The organism is Clostridium sp. AF20-7, from assembly GCF_003479275.1.
Taxonomy (GTDB): domain Bacteria; phylum Bacillota; class Clostridia; order Lachnospirales; family Lachnospiraceae; genus Otoolea; species Otoolea fessa.
Window position 1 is genome coordinate 1 of record NZ_QUGF01000003.1, and the last position, 25,002, is coordinate 25,002.

General features: G+C 49.3%; 21 protein-coding genes, 2 tRNA genes, 1 rRNA gene and 1 riboswitch. Of the genes, 23 read left to right on the top strand and 1 reads right to left on the bottom strand.

Annotation, left to right across the window (positions count from 1 at the left end; all coding sequences use genetic code 11):
* Window positions 1-92 precede the first annotated feature (92 nt).
* From DWX68_RS03170 to DWX68_RS03255, 18 genes are all read left to right on the top strand, one after another.
* Window positions 93-2,980, top strand: a 23S ribosomal RNA gene (locus DWX68_RS03170).
* 136 nt (window positions 2,981-3,116) lie between these two features.
* Window positions 3,117-3,191: transfer RNA gene (locus DWX68_RS03175), tRNA-Pro, on the top strand.
* 13 nt (window positions 3,192-3,204) lie between these two features.
* Window positions 3,205-3,277 (top strand) — tRNA-Gly (locus DWX68_RS03180).
* A 322-nt stretch (window positions 3,278-3,599) separates the two neighbouring features.
* Window positions 3,600-4,331, top strand: a complete 732-nt coding sequence (gene rpsB, locus DWX68_RS03185) for a 30S ribosomal protein S2 (protein WP_022359217.1) — start codon at window positions 3,600-3,602, stop codon at window positions 4,329-4,331.
* Window positions 4,332-4,455: 124 nt separating this feature from the next.
* Window positions 4,456-5,388: a translation elongation factor Ts gene (tsf, locus tag DWX68_RS03190; RefSeq protein ID WP_117796323.1), complete on the top strand. Its 933-nt coding sequence runs from the start codon at window positions 4,456-4,458 to the stop codon at window positions 5,386-5,388.
* A 457-nt stretch (window positions 5,389-5,845) separates the two neighbouring features.
* Window positions 5,846-5,952, top strand: a riboswitch (TPP riboswitch).
* A 393-nt stretch (window positions 5,953-6,345) separates the two neighbouring features.
* The gene (thiW, locus tag DWX68_RS03195; RefSeq protein WP_118628612.1) at window positions 6,346-6,882 is read left to right on the top strand and encodes an energy coupling factor transporter S component ThiW; all 537 of its coding nucleotides are present in this window, start codon (window positions 6,346-6,348) and stop codon (window positions 6,880-6,882) included.
* Window positions 6,875-7,696 carry a hydroxyethylthiazole kinase gene (gene thiM / locus DWX68_RS03200; RefSeq protein ID WP_118628613.1) on the top strand — a complete coding sequence of 274 codons (822 nt, stop codon included), beginning with the start codon at window positions 6,875-6,877 and terminating at the stop codon, window positions 7,694-7,696. The genes thiW and thiM overlap by 8 nt, the downstream gene beginning before the upstream one ends.
* 54 nt (window positions 7,697-7,750) lie before the next feature.
* Window positions 7,751-8,386 (top strand): thiamine phosphate synthase, encoded by a 636-nt coding sequence (gene thiE / locus DWX68_RS03205; protein WP_118628614.1) that lies wholly within the window; start codon window positions 7,751-7,753, stop codon window positions 8,384-8,386.
* 182 nt (window positions 8,387-8,568) lie between these two features.
* Window positions 8,569-9,378 (top strand): bifunctional hydroxymethylpyrimidine kinase/phosphomethylpyrimidine kinase, encoded by an 810-nt coding sequence (gene thiD, locus DWX68_RS03210; RefSeq protein WP_118628615.1) that lies wholly within the window; start codon window positions 8,569-8,571, stop codon window positions 9,376-9,378.
* Entirely contained in the window at window positions 9,375-10,037 is a 663-nt protein-coding gene (tenA, locus tag DWX68_RS03215; RefSeq protein WP_107000374.1) for a thiaminase II, read from the top strand. The genes thiD and tenA overlap by 4 nt, the downstream gene beginning before the upstream one ends.
* 2 nt (window positions 10,038-10,039) lie before the next feature.
* Window positions 10,040-10,792: an ABC transporter ATP-binding protein gene (locus DWX68_RS03220; RefSeq protein WP_118628616.1), complete on the top strand. Its 753-nt coding sequence runs from the start codon at window positions 10,040-10,042 to the stop codon at window positions 10,790-10,792.
* Between the two features lie 35 nt (window positions 10,793-10,827).
* Window positions 10,828-11,568, top strand: coding sequence for an ABC transporter permease (locus DWX68_RS03225; RefSeq protein ID WP_118628708.1), 741 nt, complete (start codon window positions 10,828-10,830; stop codon window positions 11,566-11,568).
* Window positions 11,569-11,804: 236 nt separating this feature from the next.
* Entirely contained in the window at window positions 11,805-12,872 is a 1,068-nt protein-coding gene (locus tag DWX68_RS03230) for an ABC transporter substrate-binding protein (protein WP_233430188.1), read from the top strand.
* A gap of 391 nt (window positions 12,873-13,263) precedes the next feature.
* Complete coding sequence (gene trpS, locus DWX68_RS03235) at window positions 13,264-14,337, top strand: tryptophan--tRNA ligase (protein WP_117796329.1); 1,074 nt, start codon at window positions 13,264-13,266, stop codon at window positions 14,335-14,337.
* A 249-nt stretch (window positions 14,338-14,586) separates the two neighbouring features.
* Window positions 14,587-15,906 carry a sodium-dependent transporter gene (locus DWX68_RS03240; RefSeq protein ID WP_117796330.1) on the top strand — a complete coding sequence of 440 codons (1,320 nt, stop codon included), beginning with the start codon at window positions 14,587-14,589 and terminating at the stop codon, window positions 15,904-15,906.
* Between the two features lie 355 nt (window positions 15,907-16,261).
* Entirely contained in the window at window positions 16,262-16,918 is a 657-nt protein-coding gene (locus tag DWX68_RS03245) for a DUF6465 family protein (RefSeq protein WP_117796331.1), read from the top strand.
* A 799-nt stretch (window positions 16,919-17,717) separates the two neighbouring features.
* A complete protein-coding gene (locus tag DWX68_RS03250; protein ID WP_117796332.1) occupies window positions 17,718-17,945 on the top strand; it encodes a hypothetical protein in 228 nt (75 codons plus the stop codon).
* A gap of 189 nt (window positions 17,946-18,134) precedes the next feature.
* Window positions 18,135-19,526, top strand: coding sequence for an RsmF rRNA methyltransferase first C-terminal domain-containing protein (locus tag DWX68_RS03255; RefSeq protein ID WP_182432126.1), 1,392 nt, complete (start codon window positions 18,135-18,137; stop codon window positions 19,524-19,526).
* Here DWX68_RS03255 and DWX68_RS03260 read toward each other — a convergent pair.
* A complete protein-coding gene (locus DWX68_RS03260; protein ID WP_118628617.1) occupies window positions 19,523-20,410 on the bottom strand; it encodes an RluA family pseudouridine synthase in 888 nt (295 codons plus the stop codon). The two genes, DWX68_RS03255 and DWX68_RS03260, sit on opposite strands and share 4 nt — an antisense overlap.
* Before the next feature lie 212 nt (window positions 20,411-20,622).
* Here DWX68_RS03260 and purE point away from each other — a divergent pair, with 212 nt between their 5' ends.
* The 5 genes from purE to rbr all read left to right on the top strand — a co-directional run bounded on the left by purE (window position 20,623) and on the right by rbr (window position 24,807).
* On the top strand, window positions 20,623-21,135 hold the full coding sequence (purE, locus tag DWX68_RS03265) for a 5-(carboxyamino)imidazole ribonucleotide mutase (RefSeq protein WP_022359211.1): 513 nt from the start codon (window positions 20,623-20,625) through the stop codon (window positions 21,133-21,135).
* A 38-nt stretch (window positions 21,136-21,173) separates the two neighbouring features.
* Complete coding sequence (gene purM / locus DWX68_RS03270) at window positions 21,174-22,205, top strand: phosphoribosylformylglycinamidine cyclo-ligase (RefSeq protein WP_118472119.1); 1,032 nt, start codon at window positions 21,174-21,176, stop codon at window positions 22,203-22,205.
* Window positions 22,199-22,792, top strand: a complete 594-nt coding sequence (purN, locus tag DWX68_RS03275; protein WP_118628618.1) for a phosphoribosylglycinamide formyltransferase — start codon at window positions 22,199-22,201, stop codon at window positions 22,790-22,792. The genes purM and purN overlap by 7 nt, the downstream gene beginning before the upstream one ends.
* A gap of 10 nt (window positions 22,793-22,802) precedes the next feature.
* Complete coding sequence (gene purD / locus DWX68_RS03280) at window positions 22,803-24,077, top strand: phosphoribosylamine--glycine ligase (protein ID WP_118628619.1); 1,275 nt, start codon at window positions 22,803-22,805, stop codon at window positions 24,075-24,077.
* A 190-nt stretch (window positions 24,078-24,267) separates the two neighbouring features.
* Window positions 24,268-24,807 (top strand): rubrerythrin, encoded by a 540-nt coding sequence (gene rbr, locus DWX68_RS03285; protein WP_107000364.1) that lies wholly within the window; start codon window positions 24,268-24,270, stop codon window positions 24,805-24,807.
* The last annotated feature ends 195 nt before the right edge of the window (window positions 24,808-25,002 follow it).

Sequence of the window (25,002 nt, forward strand, 5' to 3'; positions counted from 1 at the left end):
AAAACAAGCAATTATTAATTGTAAACACCATAAGCCAAAGATGCAACGCTATGCATCTGAGAGGAACACCGTACCCGCGGTGTGAATCAATTGGTTAAGCTAATAAGAGCGCAGGGTGGATGCCTTGGCACTAAGAGCCGATGAAAGACGTGATAAGCTGCGAAAAGCTTCGGGGAGGAGCAAATATCCATTGATCCGGAGATATCTGAATGGGGAAACCCGGCTGAGAAGACCTCAGTCATCCATACGCCAATACATAACGTATGGAAGGGAACCCGCTGAACTGAAACATCTAAGTAGGCGGAGGAAGAGAAAGAAACATCGATTCCCAAAGTAGCGGCGAGCGAAATGGGAAGAGCCCAAACCAGAGTGCGTGCACTCTGGGGTTACGGACTGCATAAGTGAGCTGATTCGTTAATGGAACGGTCCTGGAAAGACCGGCCAGAGAGAGTGAAAGCCTCGTACATGAAAACGATAGGCAGCGGCAGGATCCAGAGTACCGCGAGACACGTGGAACCTTGCGGGAATTCGGGGGGACCACCCCCCAAGGCTAAATACTCCTTAGTGACCGATAGCGCATAGTACTGTGAAGGAAAGGTGAAAAGGACCCCGGGAGGGGAGTGAAAGAGAACCTGAAACCCTGTGTTTACAAGCTGTGGAAGCACGTTAAGGTGCAACCGCGTACTTTTTGTAGAACGGTCCGGCGAGTTGCGGATGCTGGCGAGGTTAAGGAGTAAAGCTCCGGAGCCGAAGCGAGAGCGAGTCTTAATAGGGCGTAAAGTCAGCATGTGCAGACCCGAAACCGGGTGACCTATCCATGTCCAGGTTGAAGTTCCCGTAAAAGGGAATGGAGGACCGAACGCACATCCGTTGAAAAGGGTGGCGATGAGGTGTGGATAGGGGAGAAATTCCAATCGAACCCGGAGATAGCTGGTTCTCCTCGAAATAGCTTTAGGGCTAGCCTCGTATTAGTTTAGCGGAGGTAGAGCACTGAATTTCCTAGGGGGCGTCAAAGTCTACCGAAGAATATCAAACTCCGAATGCCGCATAAATGATGTACGGGAGTCAGACTGCACGAGATAAGTTGGGTAGTCAAAAGGGAAAGAGCCCAGACCTACAGCTAAGGTCCCAAAGTGTGTGTTAAGTGGAAAAGGATGTGGGATTTCGAAGACAACTAGGATGTTGGCTCAGAAGCAGCCACACATTCAAAGAGTGCGTAATAGCTCACTAGTCGAGAGGTCCTGCGCCGAAAATGTCCGGGGCTAAAACACAACACCGAAGCTTAGGAATGTAATTATACATTGGTAGAGGAGCATTCTTAAAGAGACGAAGCAGTACCGATAAGGAGCTGTGGATTTTTAAGAAGAGAGAATGCCGGAATGAGTAGCGAGATGGAGGTGGGAATCCTCCAGGCCGAATATCTAAGGTTTCCAGAGTAAAGCTGATCTGCTCTGGGTAAGTCGGGGCCTAAGGCGAGGTCGAAAGACGTAGTCGATGGATAACAGGTTGAAATTCCTGTACTGCATATCATCAGAACTGTGGGGACACAGAGAGATACCGGAACCTGGGAATGAAGATACCAGGGCAAGCGAGGTAGGTGCTAAGCTGGCAAAACCGCTTAGTAAGCCGAAGACGTGATGCGGAGCGAATTAAAGTAGTGAAGTCCGGGATTCGAGCTGTCGAGAAAAGCCGCTATTGTGTGATATGTACCCGTACCGTAAACCGACACAGGTGGATGAGGAGAGAATCCTAAGGCCGGCGGGAGAAGCATTGTTAAGGAACTCGGCAAAATGACCCTGTAACTTCGGGATAAAGGGTGCCACAGAGATGTGGCCGCAGAGAATAGGCTCAAGCAACTGTTTAGCAAAAACACAGGTCTATGCGAAACCGAAAGGTGAGGTATATGGGCTGACGCCTGCCCGGTGCTGGAAGGTTACGAGGAGAGGTTAGAGCAATCGAAGCTTTGAATCTAAGCCCCAGTAAACGGCGGCCGTAACTATAACGGTCCTAAGGTAGCGAAATTCCTTGTCGGGTAAGTTCCGACCCGCACGAAAGGCGTAATGATTTGAGCGCTGTCTCGACAATGCACCCGGTGAAATTGAAATACCAGTGAAGATGCTGGTTACCTGCGCCAGGACGGAAAGACCCCATGGAGCTTTACTCTAGCTTGATACTGGGATTCGGTACTGCATGTACAGGATAGGTGGGAGACTTTGATGACAGGACGCCAGTCTTGTCGGAGTCGCTGTTGGGATACCACCCTTGTGGTACTGGATTTCTAACCAACCTCCGTGACCCGGAGGTGGGACAATGTCAGGTGGGGAGTTTGACTGGGGCGGTCGCCTCCGAAAGGGTATCGGAGGCGCTCAAAGGTTCCCTCAGAATGGTTGGAAACCATTCAAAGAGTGCAAAGGCAGAAGGGAGCTTGACTGCGAGACCGACGGGTCGAGCAGGTACGAAAGTAGGACTTAGTGATCCGGTGGTAGAAAGTGGGATTGCCATCGCTCAACGGATAAAAGCTACCCTGGGGATAACAGGCTTATCACTCCCAAGAGTTCACATCGACGGAGTGGTTTGGCACCTCGATGTCGGCTCATCGCATCCTGGGGCTGAAGTAGGTCCCAAGGGTTGGGCTGTTCGCCCATTAAAGCGGTACGCGAGCTGGGTTCAGAACGTCGTGAGACAGTTCGGTCCCTATCCGGCGCGGGCGTAGGATATTTGAGAGGAGCTGCCCTTAGTACGAGAGGACCGGGGTGGACTGGCCTCTGGTGTATCTGTTGAACTATCAAGTTCATGGCAGAGTAGCCAAGCCGGGACGGGATAAACGCTGAAGGCATCTAAGCGTGAAGCCCCCCTCAAGATGAGATATCCCATACGCAAGTAGTAAGACCCCTTGAAGACGACGAGGTAGATAGGGCAGAGGTGGAAGTGTAGTAATACATGAAGCTGACTGTTACTAATCGGTCGAGGGCTTAACCAAAAGGATATGGTTAAGGATTGGATAGGAAAGAGGAAGTTATTTCCTTAAGGATGGAAAGATAGAAGTAGAAGAAATTCGGTGTGCAGTTTTGAAGGTATATAAATCTTCAAACACAATATAGTAATAACGTGGATGACGGGGTGTGGCTCAGCTTGGCTAGAGCGCCTGGTTTGGGACCAGGAGGTCGCAGGTTCGAATCCTGTCACCCCGATTCTTACAAATATGCGCGAGTGGCTCAGTTGGTGGAGCGCGACCTTGCCAAGGTCGAGGCCGCGGGTTCGAGTCCCGTCTCGCGCTCTTTTTTATTTCTAGGATTTATGCGGGTTCCGAGGTTTTCGGAGCCCGCTTTTAATTTACATAGAATTGCTAAAAGTTTTTACTGAAGGCTTTGTATTATCATTCCGTATATGCTTGCTGGAAGAAATTCAAGAAACGAAGAAAAATGAAGGAAAATGCGTGATTTTTTTAATTTCCACTTGCATGTATACCTTGCCTGTGATATAGTATAAAGGCTGAAAATTCACGCCGGTCGGATTTGCGCAGGACGGTGCTCATTATGAGTCCCCGCGGAAAGCATGAGAAGACGGCGGAAGAAAAACCAAAATTGGAGGAAAGAAACATGAGCGTTATTTCAATGAAGCAGTTACTCGAAGCAGGTGTACATTTTGGACACCAGACCAGAAGATGGAACCCGAAAATGGCTCCGTACATCTACACCGAGAGAAATGGTATCCACATCATCGATCTTCAGAAATCTGTAGGTAAAGTAGATGAGGCTTACAAGGCAGTATCCGATATCGCAGCAGACGGCGGCACAATCCTGTTCGTTGGTACAAAGAAGCAGGCTCAGGACGCTATCAAGACCGAGGCTGAGAGATGTGGTATGTTCTATGTAAACGAGAGATGGTTAGGCGGTATGCTGACAAACTTCAAGACCATCCAGAGCCGTATCGCTAGATTAAAACAGATCGAGGCTATGTCTGAGGACGGAACTTTCGACGTTCTGCCGAAGAAAGAAGTTATCGAGCTGAAAAAAGAGTGGGAGAAGCTGGAGAAGAACCTGGGCGGTATCAAAGATATGAAGAAGATCCCGGATGCTATCTTCGTAGTAGATCCGAAGAAGGAAAGAATCTGCGTACAGGAGGCTCATACTCTGGGTATTCCGCTGATCGGTATCATCGATACCAACTGTGATCCGGAAGAGCTGGATTATGTAATCCCGGGTAACGATGATGCTATCCGTGCCGTAAAACTGATCGTTTCCAGAATGGCAGACGCTGTTATCGAAGCTAAGCAGGGCGAGGCTGAGGCAGCTGCAGCAGAGGGCGAAGCAGAGGCTACAGAGGCTTAATTAACCCCAAAATTAAAAACTGAAACCAAAAGACCAGGAGCACGCCGCGGTTTTCCGCATAAAAGCGTGCTCCGCGCGGGTATACGAACGTGTACCTGAATTTATATACACGGAGGGATTTAAGATGGCAGTTACAGCCGCAATGGTAAAAGAGTTACGTGAAATGACAGGCGCTGGTATGATGGACTGTAAGAAAGCTCTTGCAGCTACAGATGGCGACATGGACAAAGCTGTTGAGTTCCTGAGAGAAAAAGGACTTGCAGGCGCTACTAAGAAAGCTGGCCGTATTGCAGCAGAGGGTATCGTTATGACTAAGGTTACCGCTGATGAAAAGAAGGCAGTTGTAGTAGAAGTAAACGCAGAGACAGACTTCGTAGCTAAGAACGAGAAGTTCCAGAACTATGTATCTGATGTTGCTGAGCAGGCGCTGAACACAAGCGCAGCAGATATTGACGCATTCTTGGCTGAAAAATGGGCAAAGGATCCGTCCCTGACAGTTGCAGAGGCTCTGTCTTCCCAGATCTCCATCATCGGCGAGAACATGAAGATCCGTCGTTTTGCTCAGTTAGCTGAGGAGAACGGTTTCGTTGCTTCCTACATCCATGCAGGCGGCAAGATCGGCGTTCTGGTAGACGTTGAGACTGACGTTGTAAACGATGCAATCAAAGAGATGGCTAAGAACGTAGCTATGCAGGCTGCAGCTCTGAAACCGCTGTACACCAACGACAGCGAAGTAGATGCAGATTACATCGCAAAAGAGAAAGAGATCCTGACTGTAGCAGCTAAGAACGAGAAGCCGGACGCAAACGACAAGATCATCAGCGGCATGGTTATGGGTCGTATCAAGAAAGAGCTCAAAGAGATCTGCCTTCTGGATCAGGTATATGTTAAGGCTGAGGATGGCAAGCAGAGCGTAGCTCAGTATGTAGCTCAGGTTGCTAAAGAGAATGGTGCGAAGATCACTGTTAAGAAGTTCGTTCGTTTTGAGACTGGTGAAGGTATCGAAAAGAAGGAAGAGAACTTTGCAGAGGAAGTTGCAAAGCAGATGGCACAGTAAGCGAACTACTTGTTGTAACTTCATATAACTTATTAGAAAGTGCTGAACCCCAGTATTTATGTAGGGTTTCAGCACTTTTTTATGTACTGTTTTTTGATACTTTTTTATATAACTTGTTGCAATTTATTATATCTTCTTATGCGAATTGTGTAAAAAAGTGTGTAGTGAGTTGTGTAGAGGTTTTGGGGGATTTGTGTAATAACACGAATGGAACGCCTCAGCTGATTGCAGACGCGCCTTTGCAGTCTGCTCAGCATTACATTTACCGGTCTCAGGATCCCATTAGCGATTCTTTTGGGTGGCATTATGGGACTCACCGGAATCTGGCGGGCGCTTACGCTGACCTTGATCGTGAAAGGATAGGGGATAAAAGTGTACCAGAAAGTCACACTTGAAAATTCCGCCAGATGCGTTATAATAAGTCTGGCGATGGTTCAGCAAGGAAACATTGCAAATTTGATAAAAACAGGGGAGCTCGTTGGCGGGCTGAGAGGAAGTAATCGAACTTCGACCCTTTAACCTGATGCGGATAATGCCGTCGTAGGAAGTCATGAGATGAATTTTTACAGGAGATATCCGCAGGGGTATCTCCTGTTTTTTCATATAACAGGAAATTCCGTTGAAATTTCCTGTTATATAAAAAGTCTTACCGGGCGGGATCGCACTGCGGCGGAAGGGAATCATGTCGCAAGCGACCGCGCTCGGCGCGGGAATGTGCCAGGGCACATTCTTTTAAAATTAAATTCTTTGAAAGGGGGAACGTATTCCGCATGTGTGCGGCGAGCTGAGGGGGAGCGCCCTGAGCTTTGTAGGCAGCGATGGGAAGCCGTGTTCCGGCGTGAGAGGATACCAGAGAGTATCGACCGAATTTCATGCAGAAAACGTAAATTGTTCGTAACTGTTCAAGAATATCAAAGAAACAGAACAGTTGCAAATTTTCAAAGAAGGAGAAGAAAAATGAATAAGACAAACACGAAAAAACTGGCGATTGCGGCTGTATTCTGTGCCGTTGCCGTCGTAGGAAGTTTATTTTCCGTTCCGGTGTTCGGAAGCAAGTGTTCCCCGGTACAGCATATGGTAAATATCCTGTGTGCCGTTCTTCTGGGACCGGGCTATGGACTGGGAGCGGCCTTTGCAGCGGCGCTGATCCGAAATCTGTTAGGACTTGGAAGCCTGATGGCATTTCCGGGCAGTATGTTTGGCGCCCTGATCTGCGGACTGGTTTACAAGAAAACGCAGAGTGTGTTCGCAACTTTGCTCGGTGAGGTGCTTGGAACGTCCATTCTGGGCGGATTTGCAGCATATCCGGTGGCAGTTTTCCTGATGGGAAAGAGCGCGGCGGGACTGGCTGTCTATGCCTATGTGGTTCCGTTTTTGATCTCGACCGCGGGAGGCGCGATCATAAGCGCGGTTCTGATTTTAAGTTTAAAGAAAGCCAATATTTTAGCAGGAATGCAGGAAGCACTGAGAGAGGAGAAGCCAGCACATGTTTAAAGAAATATTTGATAATGTAAGAGAAAAATGTCCGTTAATCCACAACATTACGAACTACGTGACTGTCAATGACTGTGCCAACGTGGTACTCGCATGCGGCGCGTCCCCGATCATGGCGGATGATAAGGACGAAGTTTCGGATATCCAGACCATCTGCGGCGGACTGAATATCAATATCGGCACATTAAACAGCCGGACCATCGAATCCATGCTGCTTGCCGGAAAGCGGGCAAATGAGCTGGGTCATCCGGTAGTTTTAGACCCGGTAGGCGCCGGTGCGTCGAAACTCAGAACAGAGACCGCCAATCAGCTTTTAAAGGAAGTCAGGTTTACCGTGATCCGCGGGAACATTTCGGAGATCAAGACACTGGCACTTGGAAATGGGACGACGAAGGGCGTGGATGCCGATCTGGCAGACCGGGTGACGAAGGAAAATCTGGACGAGGCGGCAGCTTTTGCGAAGGCATTTGCCGGAAAGATGAATGCGGTCGTTGCGATCACCGGTGCGATCGACATTGTGGCGGATGCGGAGAAGGCATACTGCATTTACAACGGTCGTCCGGAGATGTCTTCCATCACGGGAACCGGCTGTCAGCTCTCGGCTCTGACGGCGGCCTTTGTGACAGCCAACCAGGAACAGCCGCTTGAGGCAGCTGCTACGGCAGTCTGCGCGATGGGACTGGCCGGGGAGACGGCATACGCCCGTTTAAGTGAACTGGACGGCAATGCGACTTATCGGAATTATATTATTGATGCTATTTATCGCATGAACGGAGAAGCGCTGGAGGCTGGAGCAAAATTTGAAGTAAGATAATAGAGCTTTAGTGTCCGTTTTTATAAGAAGAGCTGAGAGAAGGAGGAAATGCAGATGAACTGCAGACCGGAAGATATGCTGCTTTACGCGGTGACAGACCGCGCATGGCTGAAGGGGGAAACTCTGGAGAGTCAGGTTGAGAAAGCTTTGAAGGGCGGGGCGACGTTTGTCCAGCTGAGAGAAAAGGAGCTTGACGAGGCGGAGTTTCTGGAGGAGGCAAAGAAGCTTAAAATGCTTTGCAGAAAGTATCAGGTTCCGTTTGTGATCAATGACAACGTGGAGATTGCCCTGGCGGTGGATGCGGACGGTGTCCATGTGGGACAGAGCGATATGGAAGCGGGAAAGGTCCGGGAAAAGCTGGGACCAGATAAGATCATCGGCGTTTCCTGCAAAAATGTAGAACAGGCGCTTCTTGCGAAAAAGCATGGGGCGGATTATCTGGGAGTCGGAGCCATCTATCCGACGGGAACCAAAAAGGACGCCGATGCCGTGACGCCGGGGATGCTTTCCAAGATCTGTCAGGCAGTCGATATTCCGGTTGTTGCGATCGGCGGACTGAATAAAGAACATCTGGAACTGTTAAAAGGAACAGGTGTGGACGGCATTGCAGTGGTCAGCGCCTTGTTTGCGGCCGATGATATTGAAAAGGCAGCAGAGGAACTGAAGGAAGCTGTAAAAAAGGTTCTGTAAAGATGAAAACGTTGTCATTTTGTCAAAAAAATGGCATGAAAAAGTTTATAAGAAAAAGCTTGTGAAAAAAGCTTCATAAAAAAATGGTAAGAAACTTTGCAAAAAGTTTTTTATGGCGGCACATTGGGGGCACCACCTTGTGTCGCCTTATAAAAGTTATTGATGCCTGAAAGGAGTTAATTATGAAGACAGCATTAACAATCGCTGGAAGTGATTGCAGCGGAGGCGCCGGTATCCAGGCCGATTTAAAGACGATGATCGCCAATGGAGTATATGGAATGAGTGCGATCACGGCGCTGACGGCCCAGAACACAACCGGCGTCCAGGGGATTTTTGAGGTAACCCCGGAATTTCTGGAACAGCAGATTGACAGCGTATTTACGGATATTCGTCCGGATGCGGTAAAGATCGGCATGGTTTCATCAACCGGACTGATCAAGTCGATTGCGAAGAAGCTTTGTGAGTACCAGGCAGAAAACATTGTTGTGGACCCGGTTATGGTGGCGACGAGCGGAGCAAAGTTAATCAGCGACGACGCCATCGATACCTTGAAAGAATCGCTTTTTCCATTAGCGGCGGTTCTGACACCGAACATTCCGGAGGCGGAGGTCTTATCGGGAATGGAAATTAAGTCTGCCGACGATATGATTACGGCAGCAAAATGTATCAGTGAAACGTACCATTGTGCGGTTCTCTGCAAGGGTGGACATCAGTTAAATGATGCCAACGATCTTTTATACCGGGACGGCGGATACCGTTGGTTTAACGGAAAACGCATCCACAATTCCAACACCCATGGGACGGGCTGTACCCTGTCCAGCGCGATTGCATCCAATCTGGCGAAGGGCTATGATCTTGACACCGCGGTGGAACGTGCCAAGGCATATATTTCCGGCGCACTGGGAGCGATGCTGGATCTTGGAAAAGGATCCGGGCCGATGGATCATGGATTTGATTTCTGGGGAAAAGGATTTGCGGAGGAACGCGTATGACAATGACAGAGAGGCTTTTGGAAGCCACAAAGGAGATCTGGGCTGGTTACAATGAAAAACCGTTCGTAAAAGGCATTGCGGACGGCAGTCTGGATCATGATAAATTCAAATATTATATGATACAGGATTATCTGTATCTGATTGATTACACAAAGGTGTTTTCCATCGGGGCGGCAAAATCAACGGATCTCGCATTTATGCGCCTGTTTGCCGGATATACCCACTCGATTCTGGATGGGGAGATGGATATTCACCGTGCTTACATGGAACGTTTGGGGATAACCAGAGAAGAGGCGGAACAGACGCCGGTCGCTCTGGATAACCTTTCTTATACTTCTTATATGCTTCGCATCGCTTATGAGGGGGGCGCGCCGGAGGCGGCAGCAGCGATATTGTCCTGCGCCCTCAGTTATGAATGGATTGCGAAGAAAATCGCAGCAGACAGACCGGATGCCGACAAACATCCATTTTATGGGGAGTGGATCCGGGGATACGCTTCCGAGTCTTACCACAAGGAAAATGAAGTCCTTGTAGAGTGGATGAACCGTCTGGCAGAGGATCTGTCTGAGAAACAAAAGAAACATCTGGTGGATATTTTTGTGGCCTGCTCCCGCTATGAAGCGGCATTCTGGGATATGGCGTGGGAAATGAGGCGGTAAATATGCTTACATTTGACAACGTGCGTTTCCAATATGCGGTAGAGGATTTTTCGATCATTGACCATCTGTCGTTTGAAGTCCAGGATGGGGAGTTTGTGTCCATCATCGGCGCTTCCGGCTGTGGAAAAAGTACGATCTTCCGGCTGGTAAATAAGCTTCTTACCCCGGCTTCCGGTGTGATCCGGGTGGATGGGGAATCGATCGAAACGAAGAAAAATTACTGCGGATATATGCCGCAGCAGGATCTGCTGTTTCCATGGCGCACTGTGCGGGAGAATCTGATGCTTCCGATGGAGATTCAGGACGGATATTCGAAGGAACAGATGCAGAAAAAAGCGGATGATGCGCTTCAATCGGTTGGACTTGCAGACTGGGGAGATAAGACGCCGAAAGAGCTTTCCGGCGGTATGCGCCAGAGAGCCGCCTTTGCGAGAACGGTTCTGACGGGTTCAGACCTTCTGCTTTTGGATGAGCCGTTTTCAGCCCTGGATTATCTGACAAGACTGTCTATGCGGGAGTGGCTTCTGGAACAGTGGGAGAAGGAGAAAAAGACGGTTCTTTTCATCACGCATGATGTGGAAGAAGCGGTGTTTCTGTCCAGCCGGATTCTCGTGGTGGAACAGTCACCGATCACACATCTGCGCTCCATCGAGGTTCCGGCGGGATATCCGCGATCCCGGGAAGAGCTTCGCAGGCCGGAGATTCTGTCCTTAAAGGAAGAACTCATCGGAATGCTTAAGAAGGAGAAGGCGTGATGGAACAGAAAAAAACAAATAAAATGGGAAGCCGGATGAATGCGAATCTTCCAGCCCTGATTCTGGTGGCGGTGCTTCTGTTTGCATGGCAGGTGGCGGCTATGGGGATTGATGCGGCCTATATTCTCCCGTCTCCGGTTCAGGTGGTTGTACGGCTGTGGGAACTTCGGGGACCATTATTTACGGCACATCTGCCGGCTACGATGTCGGTAGTCGCGATTGGACTTTTGATCTCGATCGTGCTGGGCGTGGGACTGGCTGTGCTGATGGATGCCAGTGAGACGGCAAGAAAGGCTCTGTATCCGCTGATCATCGCCTCCCAGACGATCCCGACGACGGCGCTGGCACCGCTGTTTGTCCTCTGGTTTGGCTACACGATCTGGAGCAAGGTGCTGGTAACGGTGCTGATTACGTTTTTCCCGATCACGATCACGGTATTTGACGGGTTCCGGTCGGTGAAGACGGAAATGGAAGAACTTTTGTTTACATTTGGCGCGGATAAACGTCAGATCTTTTTGAAATTAAAGATTCCGGCGACGCTTCCGTACTTTTTTTCAGCGATCAAGATGGCGGTACCGCTGTCGATCATCGGAGCGGCGATTGGAGAATGGCTGGGCGCCCAGAGCGGACTCGGATATTTCAGCCGGAGAATGATGACCCAGTTAGATGGAGCCGGTGTATTTGCACCGATTCTGCTCTTATCGGTAGTGGCGATGGCGGCAACGTGGGTTGTCTCGCTGCTTGAAAAGCGGATGATTTTCTGGAGGAATGAGTAGGAAATTGTGATATAGGATGAAATTTTGAAGTATGTGTGCGGATATTGAAAAGTCTGTATTTTTGAAATGTGTGCTGCAGACCGAAAAAAGTGTATTCACAAAAAAGCTACTCGTGAAGAAGTGCAGATCTTTGAGATTGGTATGTGAATCCAGCAAGTCATATGCCAAAAGAACTGGAAAACAGGTAAGTGATAGGGAAATATAAACGGAAATTTGTAAAAATGAAAGGATATGAGATGAAAAAACGAATGAAAATGGCTGCCGCAGTGATGGCAGCAGTGATGGGAATGATGACACTTGGCGGATGTGGAACGGCCAGCGAAAAGAGTGAGACAGCTGCTCAGGCAGAGGGCACGGATGCGAAACAGACCTCGGAAGATGGAAAAAGTCAGGATCTTAAGGAGATCAATGTGGTTCTTGACTGGTATCCGAATGCGATCCATACCTTTATTTATACGGCGATCGAGCGCGGTTATTATGCGGAAGAAGGACTGGATGTGAAAGTGCGTTTTCCGGCCAATGCGAACGATGCGTTATCACTGGTAGCGGCTGGAAAGGCGGAGATCGGCATGTACTATCAGCAGGATGTGATCCAGGCGGTTGCCAATCAGGGAACGAAGATCAAATCCATCGGTGCGATCGTGCAGTCCCCGTTAAGTGTCGTTCTTTCTTTAAAGGATAAGAATATCACAGGACCGGAAAATCTGGTTGGAAAAACCGTTGGTTACGGCGGAACAGCACTCAGCGAGGCGGTTGTCAAGAGCATGATGGAATATGTGGGAGCGGATGCATCGGATGTAAACCTGATCGATGTCGGATTTGAACTGATGAGTTCTATGACGACCGGCAATGTGGATGCGACGATCGGATGCCTTGTTAACCATGAGGTTCCGCAGATGGAGGAAGAGGGCTTTGATGTCAACTACTTCATGGCAGCTGGATATGGAATCCCGAATTATTATGAGGAAGTATTCCTTGCCAACAACGAAATGATCCAGCAGGAGCCGGAAGTTCTGGAAGGATTCTTACGCGCATCGAAGAAGGGCTTTGAAGACTTTAAGAACGATCCGAATGGCTGCCTGGCAATCCTGATGAATAATCAGAATGAGGAAAACTTCCCTCTGACCCAGAGCGTGGAGGAGAAGTCCTGTGAGACACTTCTGCCGCTCATGGAGAGCGATGAGGTTCCGTTTTTGACCCAGACCGAAGAGTGCTGGCAGGAAAACATCGACTGGATGAGCGAGAGCGGGCTGATCGATAAGAAAGTGGATGTTTCGGATGTGATGGTAAACCTGCAGGAGTAAGAGCCAGAAGTAGTCAGAGACTGGCTGTTTGCGCAGAGCAAGTAAATTTCCGGAACTGGAAATTCTGGTGTTTAACATATATATGCAAGACAAGAATGGTAACAGAGTTACTGTTCACGGGTAGGCACTTTTGGAACCGAAAGTGCCGTGAGAAAACGTGGTGGCAGCAGGAATTTGCCGTATTTAAATGCGAAGCCACGGCAAATTCCGTTACTGGGCACGTATGCGTGTACAGTAAACAACAGGGCGTTACTGGGGAAGATGGAGTCTCAGAATGTTGACAGTCTGCCAGCCAGGATATATAATATTTTCGTAACTGTTCAGTACCTTAACAGTCACGCGCAAAAATCCATTAAAGAAAAAACACCAGAATGGAAGGGGAAACAAATAGATGAAGAAAATTATTTTAACCGGCGATCGTCCTACCGGGCGCTTACATGTCGGACATTATGTTGGCTCTCTGAGCGAGAGAGTGAGACTTCAGAATTCCGGCAAATTCGACGAGATCTATATTATGATTGCCGATGCGCAGGCACTGACGGACAATGCCGATCACCCAGAAAAGGTGCGTAAAAATATTCTGCAGGTTGCCCTGGACTATCTGGCTTGTGGAATTGACCCGGAGAAATCCACCATCTTTATCCAGTCGATGGTGCCGGAGCTGACAGAGCTTACTTTCTACTATATGAACCTGGTTACGGTATCCCGTGTACAGCGAAATCCTACCGTAAAAGCAGAGATTCAGATGCGTAATTTTGAGGCAAGCATTCCGGTTGGATTCTTTACTTATCCGATTAGCCAGGCGGCGGATATCACTGCATTCCGCGCGACGACCGTTCCGGTTGGAGAGGATCAGATGCCGATGTTAGAGCAGTGCAAGGAGATCGTCCACAAATTCAACAGCGTGTACGGCGAGACTCTGACGGAACCGGAGATCCTGCTTCCGTCCAACAAGGCATGTCTGCGTCTGCCGGGTATCGATGGAAAGGCAAAGATGAGCAAATCGCTTGGAAACTGCATCTACCTTTCTGATTCGGAAGCAGATGTGAAGAAGAAGATCATGTCCATGTTTACAGATCCAAATCACCTGCGTGTCGAGGATCCGGGTAAAGTCGAGGGCAATCCGGTCTTCATCTATCTGGATGCATTCTGCCGTCCGGAGTATTTTGCAGAGTTCCTTCCGGATTACCAGAACCTGGACGAGCTGAAAGCGCATTACCAGAGAGGTGGTCTGGGCGATGTGAAGGTGAAGAAATTCTTAAACAACGTCATGCAGGCTGAACTGGCTCCGATTCGCGCGAGACGCCAGGAATGGGAGAAGAGAATCCCGGATGTATTTGACATCTTGAAAGAGGGAAGCAAGGCAGCAGAGGCGAAGGCTGCTGAGACACTTCGCGATGTGAAGGCTTCGATGCGGATCAATTACTTTGATGATGACAGCCTGATTGATACGATCGAGGACTAAGATAAAAAGTGGAAATTCGGCGTGGCTTTCTGGAATGCCGGGAGTGTGCTGCCGGAAATAAATTGAATTAAGAAATAGAGAAAAGTCTGTCTTTTGGCATGGGAAAGGTGTCGGGGGACAGGCTTTTTTGCGTGATTCCCACTTAAAAACGGTTTACATAGTCCCTAAAATTCGATATAATAGTCCATATTGCGTTATAACGCAAGGCTATATCAAATATGAAATGAAAGAATACTAAGAGGGCTACACATGAGTAAAAACAAACAATGGGCGAGTAAGCTGGGCTTTATTATGGCGACGGCTGGGGCGGCGATTGGATTGGGAAATCTGTGGAAATTTCCATATCTGATGGGAAAGAACGGTGGATTTCCATTTCTGGTTGCGTATCTGTTTTTTATCGTCGTTCTCGGACTGCCGGTTATGATCACGGAAATGTCCCTGGGACGGAAGACGCGGCATGATCCGGTGCAGGCATATGCGGACATTCATCCGCACGCACGGATTGTCGGTATATTCGGCGTACTGGCGGCGTTTATTATTTTGAGTTATTACAGCGTCATCGGCGGCTGGATTTTAAAGTATATTGCCAGCTATGTGACGACGGCGGCAGCGCCGGATTTTAACGCCTTTATCGGCAGCAGCGAGCCGGTGATCTGGCATATTGTATTTATGGCAGCGACTATAGCTGTCTGCTATTTTGGCATCAATGGCATTGAGAAAGCGAGCAAATTGATGATGCCGATGCTTCTGGTTCTGTTATTTGTCATCATTTTCAGAAGCGTGACGCTTCCGGGAGCTTCGAAAGGACTGTTATTTATCTTCCAGCCGGATTTTTCGGCGTTCACGCTTTCTTCTGTCAGCGCGGCACTGGGACAGGTGTTTTATTCCCTGAGTCTCTGTATGGGTATCACGATCACCTACGGAAGCTATCTGAGTGGAAAGGAAAATATTCCAAAAAGCTGTATGATCGTCGGTGGTCTGGACACCGTGATTGCGGTTCTCGCGGGTATCGCGATCTTTCCGGCAGTATTTGCCTTCGGTCTGGAGCCGGGACAGGGACCGGGACTGATTTTCGGCACACTGCCGATGGTATTTGCGAATATTGCGGGGGGAACTTTCTTTGCAATCCTGTTTTTTGCGCTGGTTTTTTTCGCAGCCGTTACGAGTGCGATCGCACTTCTGGAAGTCTGTGCCTCTTTTGCGATTGATTCGCTGGGCTGGGAACGCAAGCATGCGGCGCTTGTGATTGGTACGGCGATCACGCTGCTTGGCATTCCGAGTGCGCTGTCCTTCGGCGTCCTGAGTGATGTCACAATCCTGAATCAGTCGGTCTTTGATTTCGCCGGACTGGTAACGGATAATATTCTGATGCCGCTCGGTGGACTCACGATGTGCTACTATGTAGGCTGGAAATGGAAACCGGAGTATCTGCTTGCGGAGATCGAGGCGGACGGTACGAAATTCCGTCTGGGAAAACTCTGGGTGTTCTGCATCCGATTCCTGACGCCGATTATGGTGGGAATCGTCAGTGTAACTGGATTTTATAATTTGTACTTGGCGATTCGGTAGGAAGAGCGGTTTTGTTGACAAAAACAGGAAATTGCCGTATAATTTGTTAAAGTTCAGACAAGGTCATGGAAATAGGGATAGGATGTGCTTGACGGTGGATCAAGGGCGGAAAAAGACCATTTGTGTGATAATCTGAATGGACAGACAACTTGGGGAAACTTGAATATAAGACAATTAAATTATGGGGATACCGCAGAATGACAAGGATGTGATTAGGCGGTGTCCCTACTTCGACTGTCGGGAATGAATCGGATATGAGGCATTGCCGCAGGCAGAAAAGCTGCGCCGTGTGAGTGAGCACAGAATCACAAGCCGGAAGACGTTGCGGAGAAAGCAGAGAAGGAGGATGAGATATATGGTTCAGAGAAAGAAAACATTAGCCAAGACAGCGGCAAAGAAATCTGTTTCAACGGAAGAGAAAAAGGTTCCGTCTGTTGTGGAGAAAAAAGAGACAGCCGTAGCTGAAGTGGCGAAGAAAGAAACGGCAGTGGCAGCAGTCGCAAAGAAAGAGACAGCGGTAGCGGAAGTGGCAAAGAAGGAAACAGCTGTTGCAGCGGTGGAGAAAAAAGAGACGGCAGTAGCATCCGTTCCGAAAAAGGAAACTGCACTGGCACATGTAGAGAAGAAAGAAACAGCCGTAGCGCCGGTACAGAAGAAGGAGACCGCCCTCGCAGAGAAGAAAGAGATGGCAGCAGCCGCAGAGAAAAAGGAGACAGACGTGACCGTAAAGAAAACAACTGCAAAGAGAACCACAAAGACAACCACAAAGACAACCACTGCAGCAAAGAAGACAGCTGAGAAAAAGGAAGTAAAGACAGTTGCATACGTACAGTACGCAGGTGCGGAGATTTCTATCGAGAAGCTGGAGGCAGAAGCAAAGAAAGCATATGCAGCTCTGGGACATAAAGAGGACGAGATTGAGACTCTGACCCTGTATGTTAAACCGGAAGAGCGTGCCGTTTACTATGTGGTAAATGGAGAAGGTTCCAGCGAGTACAAGATTGTGTACTAAGGTGGGCGTTCGGTGAAGTTTCCGGCTCTGTATGACGGGAAGTTTACATACCATATCTGCTTAAAATGAGGGAGCAGGTATAAAAATCTAAGAATGGTAAAAAGCCAGTTTTTATATCTTTGGTGTATTAAGAGAGATATAGAACTGGCTTTTTATTTCATAGAAAAATGTGTCCTATGGTAACTGTTCAGTAGGTCTGCGCATTTACTGCGCTGACCGTACGAAAACATGGGCCAGCAGGCAAAAATCCCATTGCCGTAGGCAATTTTTGATGGATTTTTGCGCGTGACTGTGAAGGTACTGAACAGTTACGTCCTATGAAACAAAATACGCTCCGCGAGGATGCACAGTGATTCTGTATGGAATATGTCAGCTTCGCTGACCAGAATCACGCGCCAGGTCTCACGGACGGTTCACTGATCTGTGGATATTTTGATATGGGGATGTTTTAAAATCATAAAAGGGAATGCGGATGATTCAGTGCAGGGCGGAATGAAGGAAAAAACAGCCAGAACAGTACTCCAGCGGTTAAGGTCAGGCAAATCTCCATGGCGCTGTTGATGATTCCCGATAAAATCCAGCTGTCCAGACAGAAAACGGATGAAATCCAGAGGAGCAGAAGGCAGAGACGCCCACGGGTAGCAGGAGAATCCAGAGAGTGAGTCAATTTGCTGAAAAAGGCAGTATTGGAGGTTCTTTGGGAATAATGGACAGGAGCTGGGGACGAAAAATAGAGCTGCAAGCTTAAATAAAACAGATTATAAAGAAATAACAGCGCAGCCGCCAGCGCCAGAAGCGTGTGAAGGATAGCACAGACTGGGAGGTGCTCCGGGGTATAGGGCAGCAGGGCAGCGGCAGTGAGGAGAAGCAGGCAGCATTTTGCCTGGCGGGGGCGGTACAGGGAGAGTTGGGAGTAGAAAAAGCCGCCGCAGAGCAGGCACCAGAGAAAAAATTCGCCGCGTCGGTGCAGTGCGATGCTGATACTGGAAAAATTGGAAGAAAACAGATTGCATCCGCGTGTGAGTGAGAAACTAAAAAATGGGAGGAGAACGAACGTAAATATCCATCGAATCATGAGGATAGTGTGGGAAAATGGGGCGGAAAAGATACTGGAAAGAAGAGGCAGAAATAGTTGACGGAATTGCTGTTTATGTAATAGTATTATTATTTAGAAAAGATGAATTATATGTTTGATTAAGAAGGATAATACAAAACCATGATAAATTTACCAGCAGCATTTACTGAACGAATGAAACAGATGCTCGGCAGGGAGTACGATGCGTTTATCGCCAGTTACGACAAGGAGCGCTCACAGGGACTGCGCGTGAACGGACTGAAAACGGATCCGGCGGAATTTGCTAAGACGGCTCCATTTTCTCTGAATCCGGTTGCGTGGGCGGCGGAGGGATTCGCTTATGGGGCGGAAGATCGTCCGGGGCGTCATCCGTACCACGATGCGGGCGTTTACTATATTCAGGAGCCGAGCGCGATGATTGCGGCTTCGCTTTTAAACCCGCAGCCGGGGGAAATGATTCTGGATCTCTGTGCGGCACCGGGCGGAAAATCGACGCAGGCGGCGGCGAGACTGAGCGGAGAAGGACTTCTGGTGAGCAATGAGATCCATCCGGCGCGTGCAAAGATTCTCTCGCAGAATATCGAGCGCATGGGAATCCGGAATGCGGTTGTGACAAATGAAGATTCCGGGCGGCTGACGAAGTATTTTCCGGCATTTTTTGATGGGATCATCGTGGATGCACCGTGTTCCGGCGAGGGAATGTTTCGCAAGGATGAGACGGCGGTCACGGAATGGAGCCCGGAGAATGTGCGTCGCTGTGCTGGGCGGCAGCAGGAGATTCTTGAAAATGCGGCGATGATGCTGAAACCGGGCGGACGGCTGGTGTACTCCACCTGTACTTTTGCGCCGGAGGAGGACGAGCAGGCGATCGGACGTTTCTTAGAGGCACATCCAGAGTTTGCGCTAGAGGAAACGCCGGACTATCCGGGACTTTCGCATGGCGTTCCAGCCTGGGGGGCGGGTGTGACGGATGGAATCGAGAAAACGGTCCGTATCTGGCCGCACCGGACCGAGGGAGAAGGCCATTATGCGGCACTTCTTCGAAAAACGGGCGAGCCGGAGAGCGTGAAGCGTAAATATCCGGCTTCGATGAAGGACAAGAAGCTTCTGGCAGTCTATGAGGATTTCTGCAAAGAGATATTTATTGAGCCGAAGAAATGGACAGCGGACAGTACGATGACGATGTTTGGCGATCAGCTTTACCGGACGCCGGAGGAGATGGTCGATTTTAAGGGGCTGCGGGTGCTTCGCCCGGGGCTTCAGATGGGAGAATTTAAGAAAAATCGTTTTGAGCCGTCCCACGCGCTGGCACTTGCCCTGCATCCATCGGAGGTAAAACAGAACGTGAACCTGTCTGCCGACGCGCCGGAGACGGCGGCATACCTGCGCGGCGAGACGATCCAGCTTTCTGAGGAAGACGCCGGAAAAGGCTGGTGCCTTGTGAGTGTGGACGGGTATTCGCTCGGATGGGGCAAGAAGAGCGGCGGGACGCTGAAAAACCATTATCCGAAGGGACTGCGGAAGCAGTATTAATAGAAGAAGGAAAAATCCTCCGGCATCGGAGCCGTAAACTCCATTGCTTCCCCTGTGATCGGATGCCGGAATGCCACCGTATAGGAGTGAAGCGCCTGCCGTTCGATGAAGCGGTAATCCGGGTTGTATAGAAAATCCCCTAAAAGCGGGTGCCCGATGGCTTTCATGTGGACCCGGATCTGGTGGGTGCGCCCCGTTTCCAGGCGAAGCCGGACGAGGGAGCAGCCGAGATCGTCCCGGTAATCGAGACACCGGTAATGGGTGACGGCGTGTTCCCCATGATTCATATCGATGCAGCGTTCGATGGTGGAACCATCTTTTCGGGCGATCGGCAGATCGATGGTGCCGGATTCTTCTGGTTTACCGGCAACAATCGCGAGATATTCGCGGCGTATCTCTTTTTTTGCAGTCATGGCGGAGAGAAATGCGCCGCTTATTTTATGTTTGGCGATCAGCAGAAGACCGGTGGTGTCGCGGTCTAAGCGGTTCACGGCACGGAACACGAAATGTTCGCCCCGCGAGGCAAACCGGTACGCGAGGGCGTTTGCCAGCGTATTTTCATGGTGTCCCTGGGACGGGTGGACAGGCATTCCGGTGGCTTTGTTGAGTATTATGAGATCTTCGTCTTCATATACTATATCGATCGGAAGATTGACCGGAAGAATATCTGAGGAAACGGGTTCGTCCGGGAGAAAGAGCGTCAGGGTGTCTCCGATCTGAAGCGGTGTGTTCAGCCAGGACGGTGTTCCGTTCAGGCAGATCTGCTCAGGGTTCTGTTTGAGCTCGATGAGGATGCGGCGGGAATATCCGGCATCGCGCAGGAAGGCGCCGATGGTGTCAGCTTTGTTTTTATTTGTAATAGTGTATGATAATGTCCGTTTCATTTAGGGAACCTCTTTGTAATCATTGTGATGCCAATAAGGATAACATAAAAGCAAGGAGGCTGCAATCTCATAGTATTTTTTGAAGGATTCTCGAAACCCTATTGACTTGCGATCAAAAACCTAGTATCATTACTAATAAGTAAGGCTGTTTTTATTCAAATTACTTATAAGTAGAACTAATAAATACAATGCAGAGAAAAGGAGAATGAACGATGGCAAAAGTAGGAATTGTAATGGGAAGCGATTCGGACATGCCGATCATGGCACAGGCAGCAGATTTTCTGGACAAGATGGGGATTGATTATGAAATGACAATCATTTCTGCACACCGTGAGCCAGACATCTTTTTTAACTATGCAAAATCCGCTGAGGAGAAAGGCTTTAAGGTTATCATTGCAGGTGCTGGTAAGGCAGCGCATCTGCCGGGTATGTGCGCGGCACTGTTTCCGATGCCGGTAATCGGTATTCCGATGAAAACCTCGGATTTAGGCGGAGTTGATTCTCTGTATTCGATCGTACAGATGCCGTCCGGTATTCCGGTTGCGACGGTAGCGATCAACGGCGGCAAGAATGCGGGTATTCTGGCAGCCAAGATTCTGGCAACTTCCGATCCGGAGCTTTTAGCAAAATTAAAAGCATACTCTGAGGAGATGAAGAACGAAGTGGTCGGTAAGGATGAGAAATTACAGAAACTGGGACATAAAGAGTATCTGGCACAGAAATAAATATTAAAAATATAAACAAGGACATACGGAGGAAAACCATGGATTACAAGAATTCCGGAGTAGATATTGAGGCTGGTTATAAGTCGGTAGAACTGATGAAAGAGCATGTAAAGAAAACGATGCGTGAGGAAGTGCTGGGAGGTCTGGGCGGCTTTGCCGGTGCATTCTCCCTGGCAAAGATTAAAGAGATGGAAGATCCGGTTCTCTTATCTGGTACGGACGGCTGTGGTACCAAGGTAAAACTGGCGATCATCATGGACAAGCATGACACGATCGGTATCGACGCGGTTGCGATGTGTGTTAACGACATTGCATGTGCAGGCGGCGAGCCGCTGTTTTTCCTGGACTATATTGCCTGCGGCAAGAACTATCCGGAAAAGATCGCGGATATCGTAAAAGGCGTTGCAGAAGGCTGCTTACAGTCGGAGGCAGCTCTGATCGGCGGCGAGACAGCCGAGCATCCGGGACTGATGCCGGAGGAAGATTATGATCTGGCTGGTTTTGCTGTCGGTGTGGTTGATAAAAAAGACATGATTACCGGCGAAAACCTGAAACCGGGTGATGTACTGATCGGTATGGCATCCACCGGCGTTCACAGCAATGGTTTCTCCCTGGTCCGCAAGGTATTTGAGAAGGAACTCAACAAAGAGGGACTGGAGACCTACTATGAGGAGTTGGGAACCACGCTTGGCGAGGCACTTCTGGCACCGACCCGTATCTATGTAAAGGCGCTGAAAGCAGTGAAGAATGCAGGCGTGACTGTGAAAGCGTGCAGCCATATCACAGGCGGCGGCTTCTATGAGAATGTTCCGCGTATGCTGAAAGACGGTGTTCGCGCAGTCATCAAGAAAGACAGCTATCAGATTCCGCCGATCTTCGGTATGCTGGCGAAGAAAGGCGATATCGAGGAGCACATGATGTACAATACCTACAATATGGGTATTGGCATGGTCGTAGCAGTCGATGCGGCTGATGCAGAGCGAACGATGGAGGCAATGAAGTCCGCTGGCGATACACCGTACATCATCGGTTCCATTGAGGCAGGAGAAAAGGGAGTAACATTATGCTAAGAGTCGTTGTAATGGTGTCTGGCGGCGGTACAAATCTTCAGGCAATCCTGGATGCGGTTGATAACGGCAAGATCACGAACGCAGAAGTTGTGGCGGTTATCAGCAACAATGAGGGCGCTTATGCGATTGAGCGCGCGAAAAACCACGGCGTCCCGGCATTTGTTGTGACTCCGAAGGCGTATGAAACACGCGATGCGTTCAATGAGGCGCTTTTGGAGACCATCAAGGCATGTAAGCCGGATCTCATCGTTCTGGCTGGATTTCTTGTGAAGATTCCGGCGGCGATGATCGAGGCATACAGAAATAAAATTATCAATATCCACCCGTCCCTGATTCCGTCCTTCTGTGGCGTCGGCTATTATGGACTGAAGGTGCATGAGGCGGCACTGGCGCGCGGCGTCAAGGTGACGGGCGCGACGGTTCACTATGTGGATGAGGGAACCGATACCGGTCCGATCCTCTTCCAGAAAGCCGTAGAGGTGCAGCCGGATGATACGCCGAAGACGCTGCAGCAGCGCGTGATGGAACAGGCAGAGTGGGTACTGCTTCCGCAGGCGATCGATGCGATTGCAAACGGAAGAATATAAGGAGAAGAACATGAAAGTTTTAATCGTTGGCAGCGGCGGACGTGAGCATGCGATCGCATGGAAAGTGGCTCAGAGTCCGAAGGTAGATAAAATTTATTGTGCACCGGGCAATGCGGGAATCGCAGAGTATGCAGAGTGTGTGCCGATCAGTGCAATGGAATTTGATAAGCTGGCGGCATTTGCGAAAGAGCATGAGGTTGATCTGACCGTGATTGGCATGGACGATCCGCTGGTTGGCGGTATCGTGGATGTGTTCGAGGCACAGGGACTGCGTGTATTTGGACCGAGAAAAAATGCGGCGATTCTGGAAGGATCGAAGGCATTTTCCAAGGATCTGATGAAGAAATACAACATTCCGACCGCAGCCTATGAGACTTTTACCGATCCGCACAAGGCGCTGGAATACTTACAGACAGCTAAGATGCCGATCGTTTTGAAAGCAGATGGTCTGGCACTTGGAAAAGGTGTTCTGATCTGCAATACTTTAGAGGAAGCAGAGGCAGGCGTCAAGGAGATCATGGAGGACAAGAAGTTTGGTTCTGCCGGCAATCAGATGGTCATCGAGGAGTTCATGACAGGACGCGAGGTTTCTGTCCTTTCCTTCGTCGATGGCGATACGATCCGCATTATGACCTCCTCCCAGGACCACAAGCGGGCGCTGGACGGCGATCAGGGCTTAAATACAGGCGGTATGGGAACCTTCTCACCAAGCCCGTTCTACACAAAAGAAGTAGACGAATTCTGCAAAAAGTACATCTATCAGCCGTCGGTTGACGCGATGAAAAAGGAAGGACGTACCTTCAAGGGCATCATTTTCTTCGGTCTGATGCTGACCGCAGATGGTCCGAAGGTGCTGGAATACAATGCGCGCTTCGGCGATCCAGAGACACAGGTTGTCCTGCCGCGCATGAAGAACGATATCGTGGAAGTCTTTGAGGCATGTATCGACGGAACCCTGGATCAGATCCAGCTGGAATTTGAGGACAATGCGGCAGTCTGTGTTGTTCTGGCGTCGGATGGTTATCCGGTGAAATATGAAAAAGGTTTCAAGATTCACGGTCTGGAGAAATTCAAAGACACGGACGGTTACTATGTATTCCACGCGGGCACGAAGTTCGATGAGGACGGCGACATCGTGACAAACGGCGGTCGAGTGCTGGGCGTTACTGCAAAGGGCAAAGACCTGAAAGAGGCGCGCGCCAACGCATACAAGGCGACCGAGTGGATCAATTTTGCTAACAAATATATGCGCCATGATATCGGGCATGCGATTGATGAGGCGTAAGGGAAGCGGAAGGTAGTAGATTCCTATTTAGAAAAGAAACGGGGATATCAGATTTGAACGTCTGATATCCCTGTTTTTGTCTGGATGTTGGAAAAAAATGCTTTTGAAAAATATATTAAAAACATTCAAGCGTGCTATAATAGAAAGAAAAGATGAACTGTTTTCATGCAATTAAAAGGAGGACAACGCAATGGCTAACAAATATGCAGGAACCCAGACGGAAAAGAACCTGAGGGAGGCTTTTTCCGGCGAATCACAGGCGAGAAATAAATATACCTATTTTGCATCCAAGGCAAAAAAAGAGGGATTTGAGCAGATTTCCGCCCTTTTTTTAAAGACCGCAGACAATGAGAAAGAACACGCAAAGATGTGGTTTAAGGAATTAGACGGCCTGGGAAATACCGCAGAGAATCTGGCATCTGCTGCAGACGGCGAGAATTATGAGTGGACAGATATGTATGATGGATTTGCCAAGACGGCTGAGGAAGAGGGCTTTCCGGAGCTGGCAGCGAAATTCCGTATGGTAGCGGAGATCGAAAAACATCATGAAGAGCGCTACCGTGCCCTGCTTCACAATGTGGAAGCGCAGGAAGTATTTAAGAAGAGCGAAGTGAAGGTATGGGAATGCCGCAACTGCGGTCATATCGTAGTAGGCGAGAAAGCACCGGAAGTTTGTCCGGTATGCGCGCATCCGCAGGCTTATTTCGAGGTTCATGCGGAGAATTACTAAATCTGGGGACTCAATCGTGGAAGCAGATGCCTTTTTTGGGAATGTGAGACGCAAGAGGTAGTTCTGGATTTGGTATGTGATTGAGTATAAGTAATGTGAGTTAGAGTGGATATGCCATGGACGGCGAGGATCTGATGGATTTGCTGGTCAGTCAGCTGGGGCACTTTCGGAAACGACGAGACGCCAGCTGAGGGT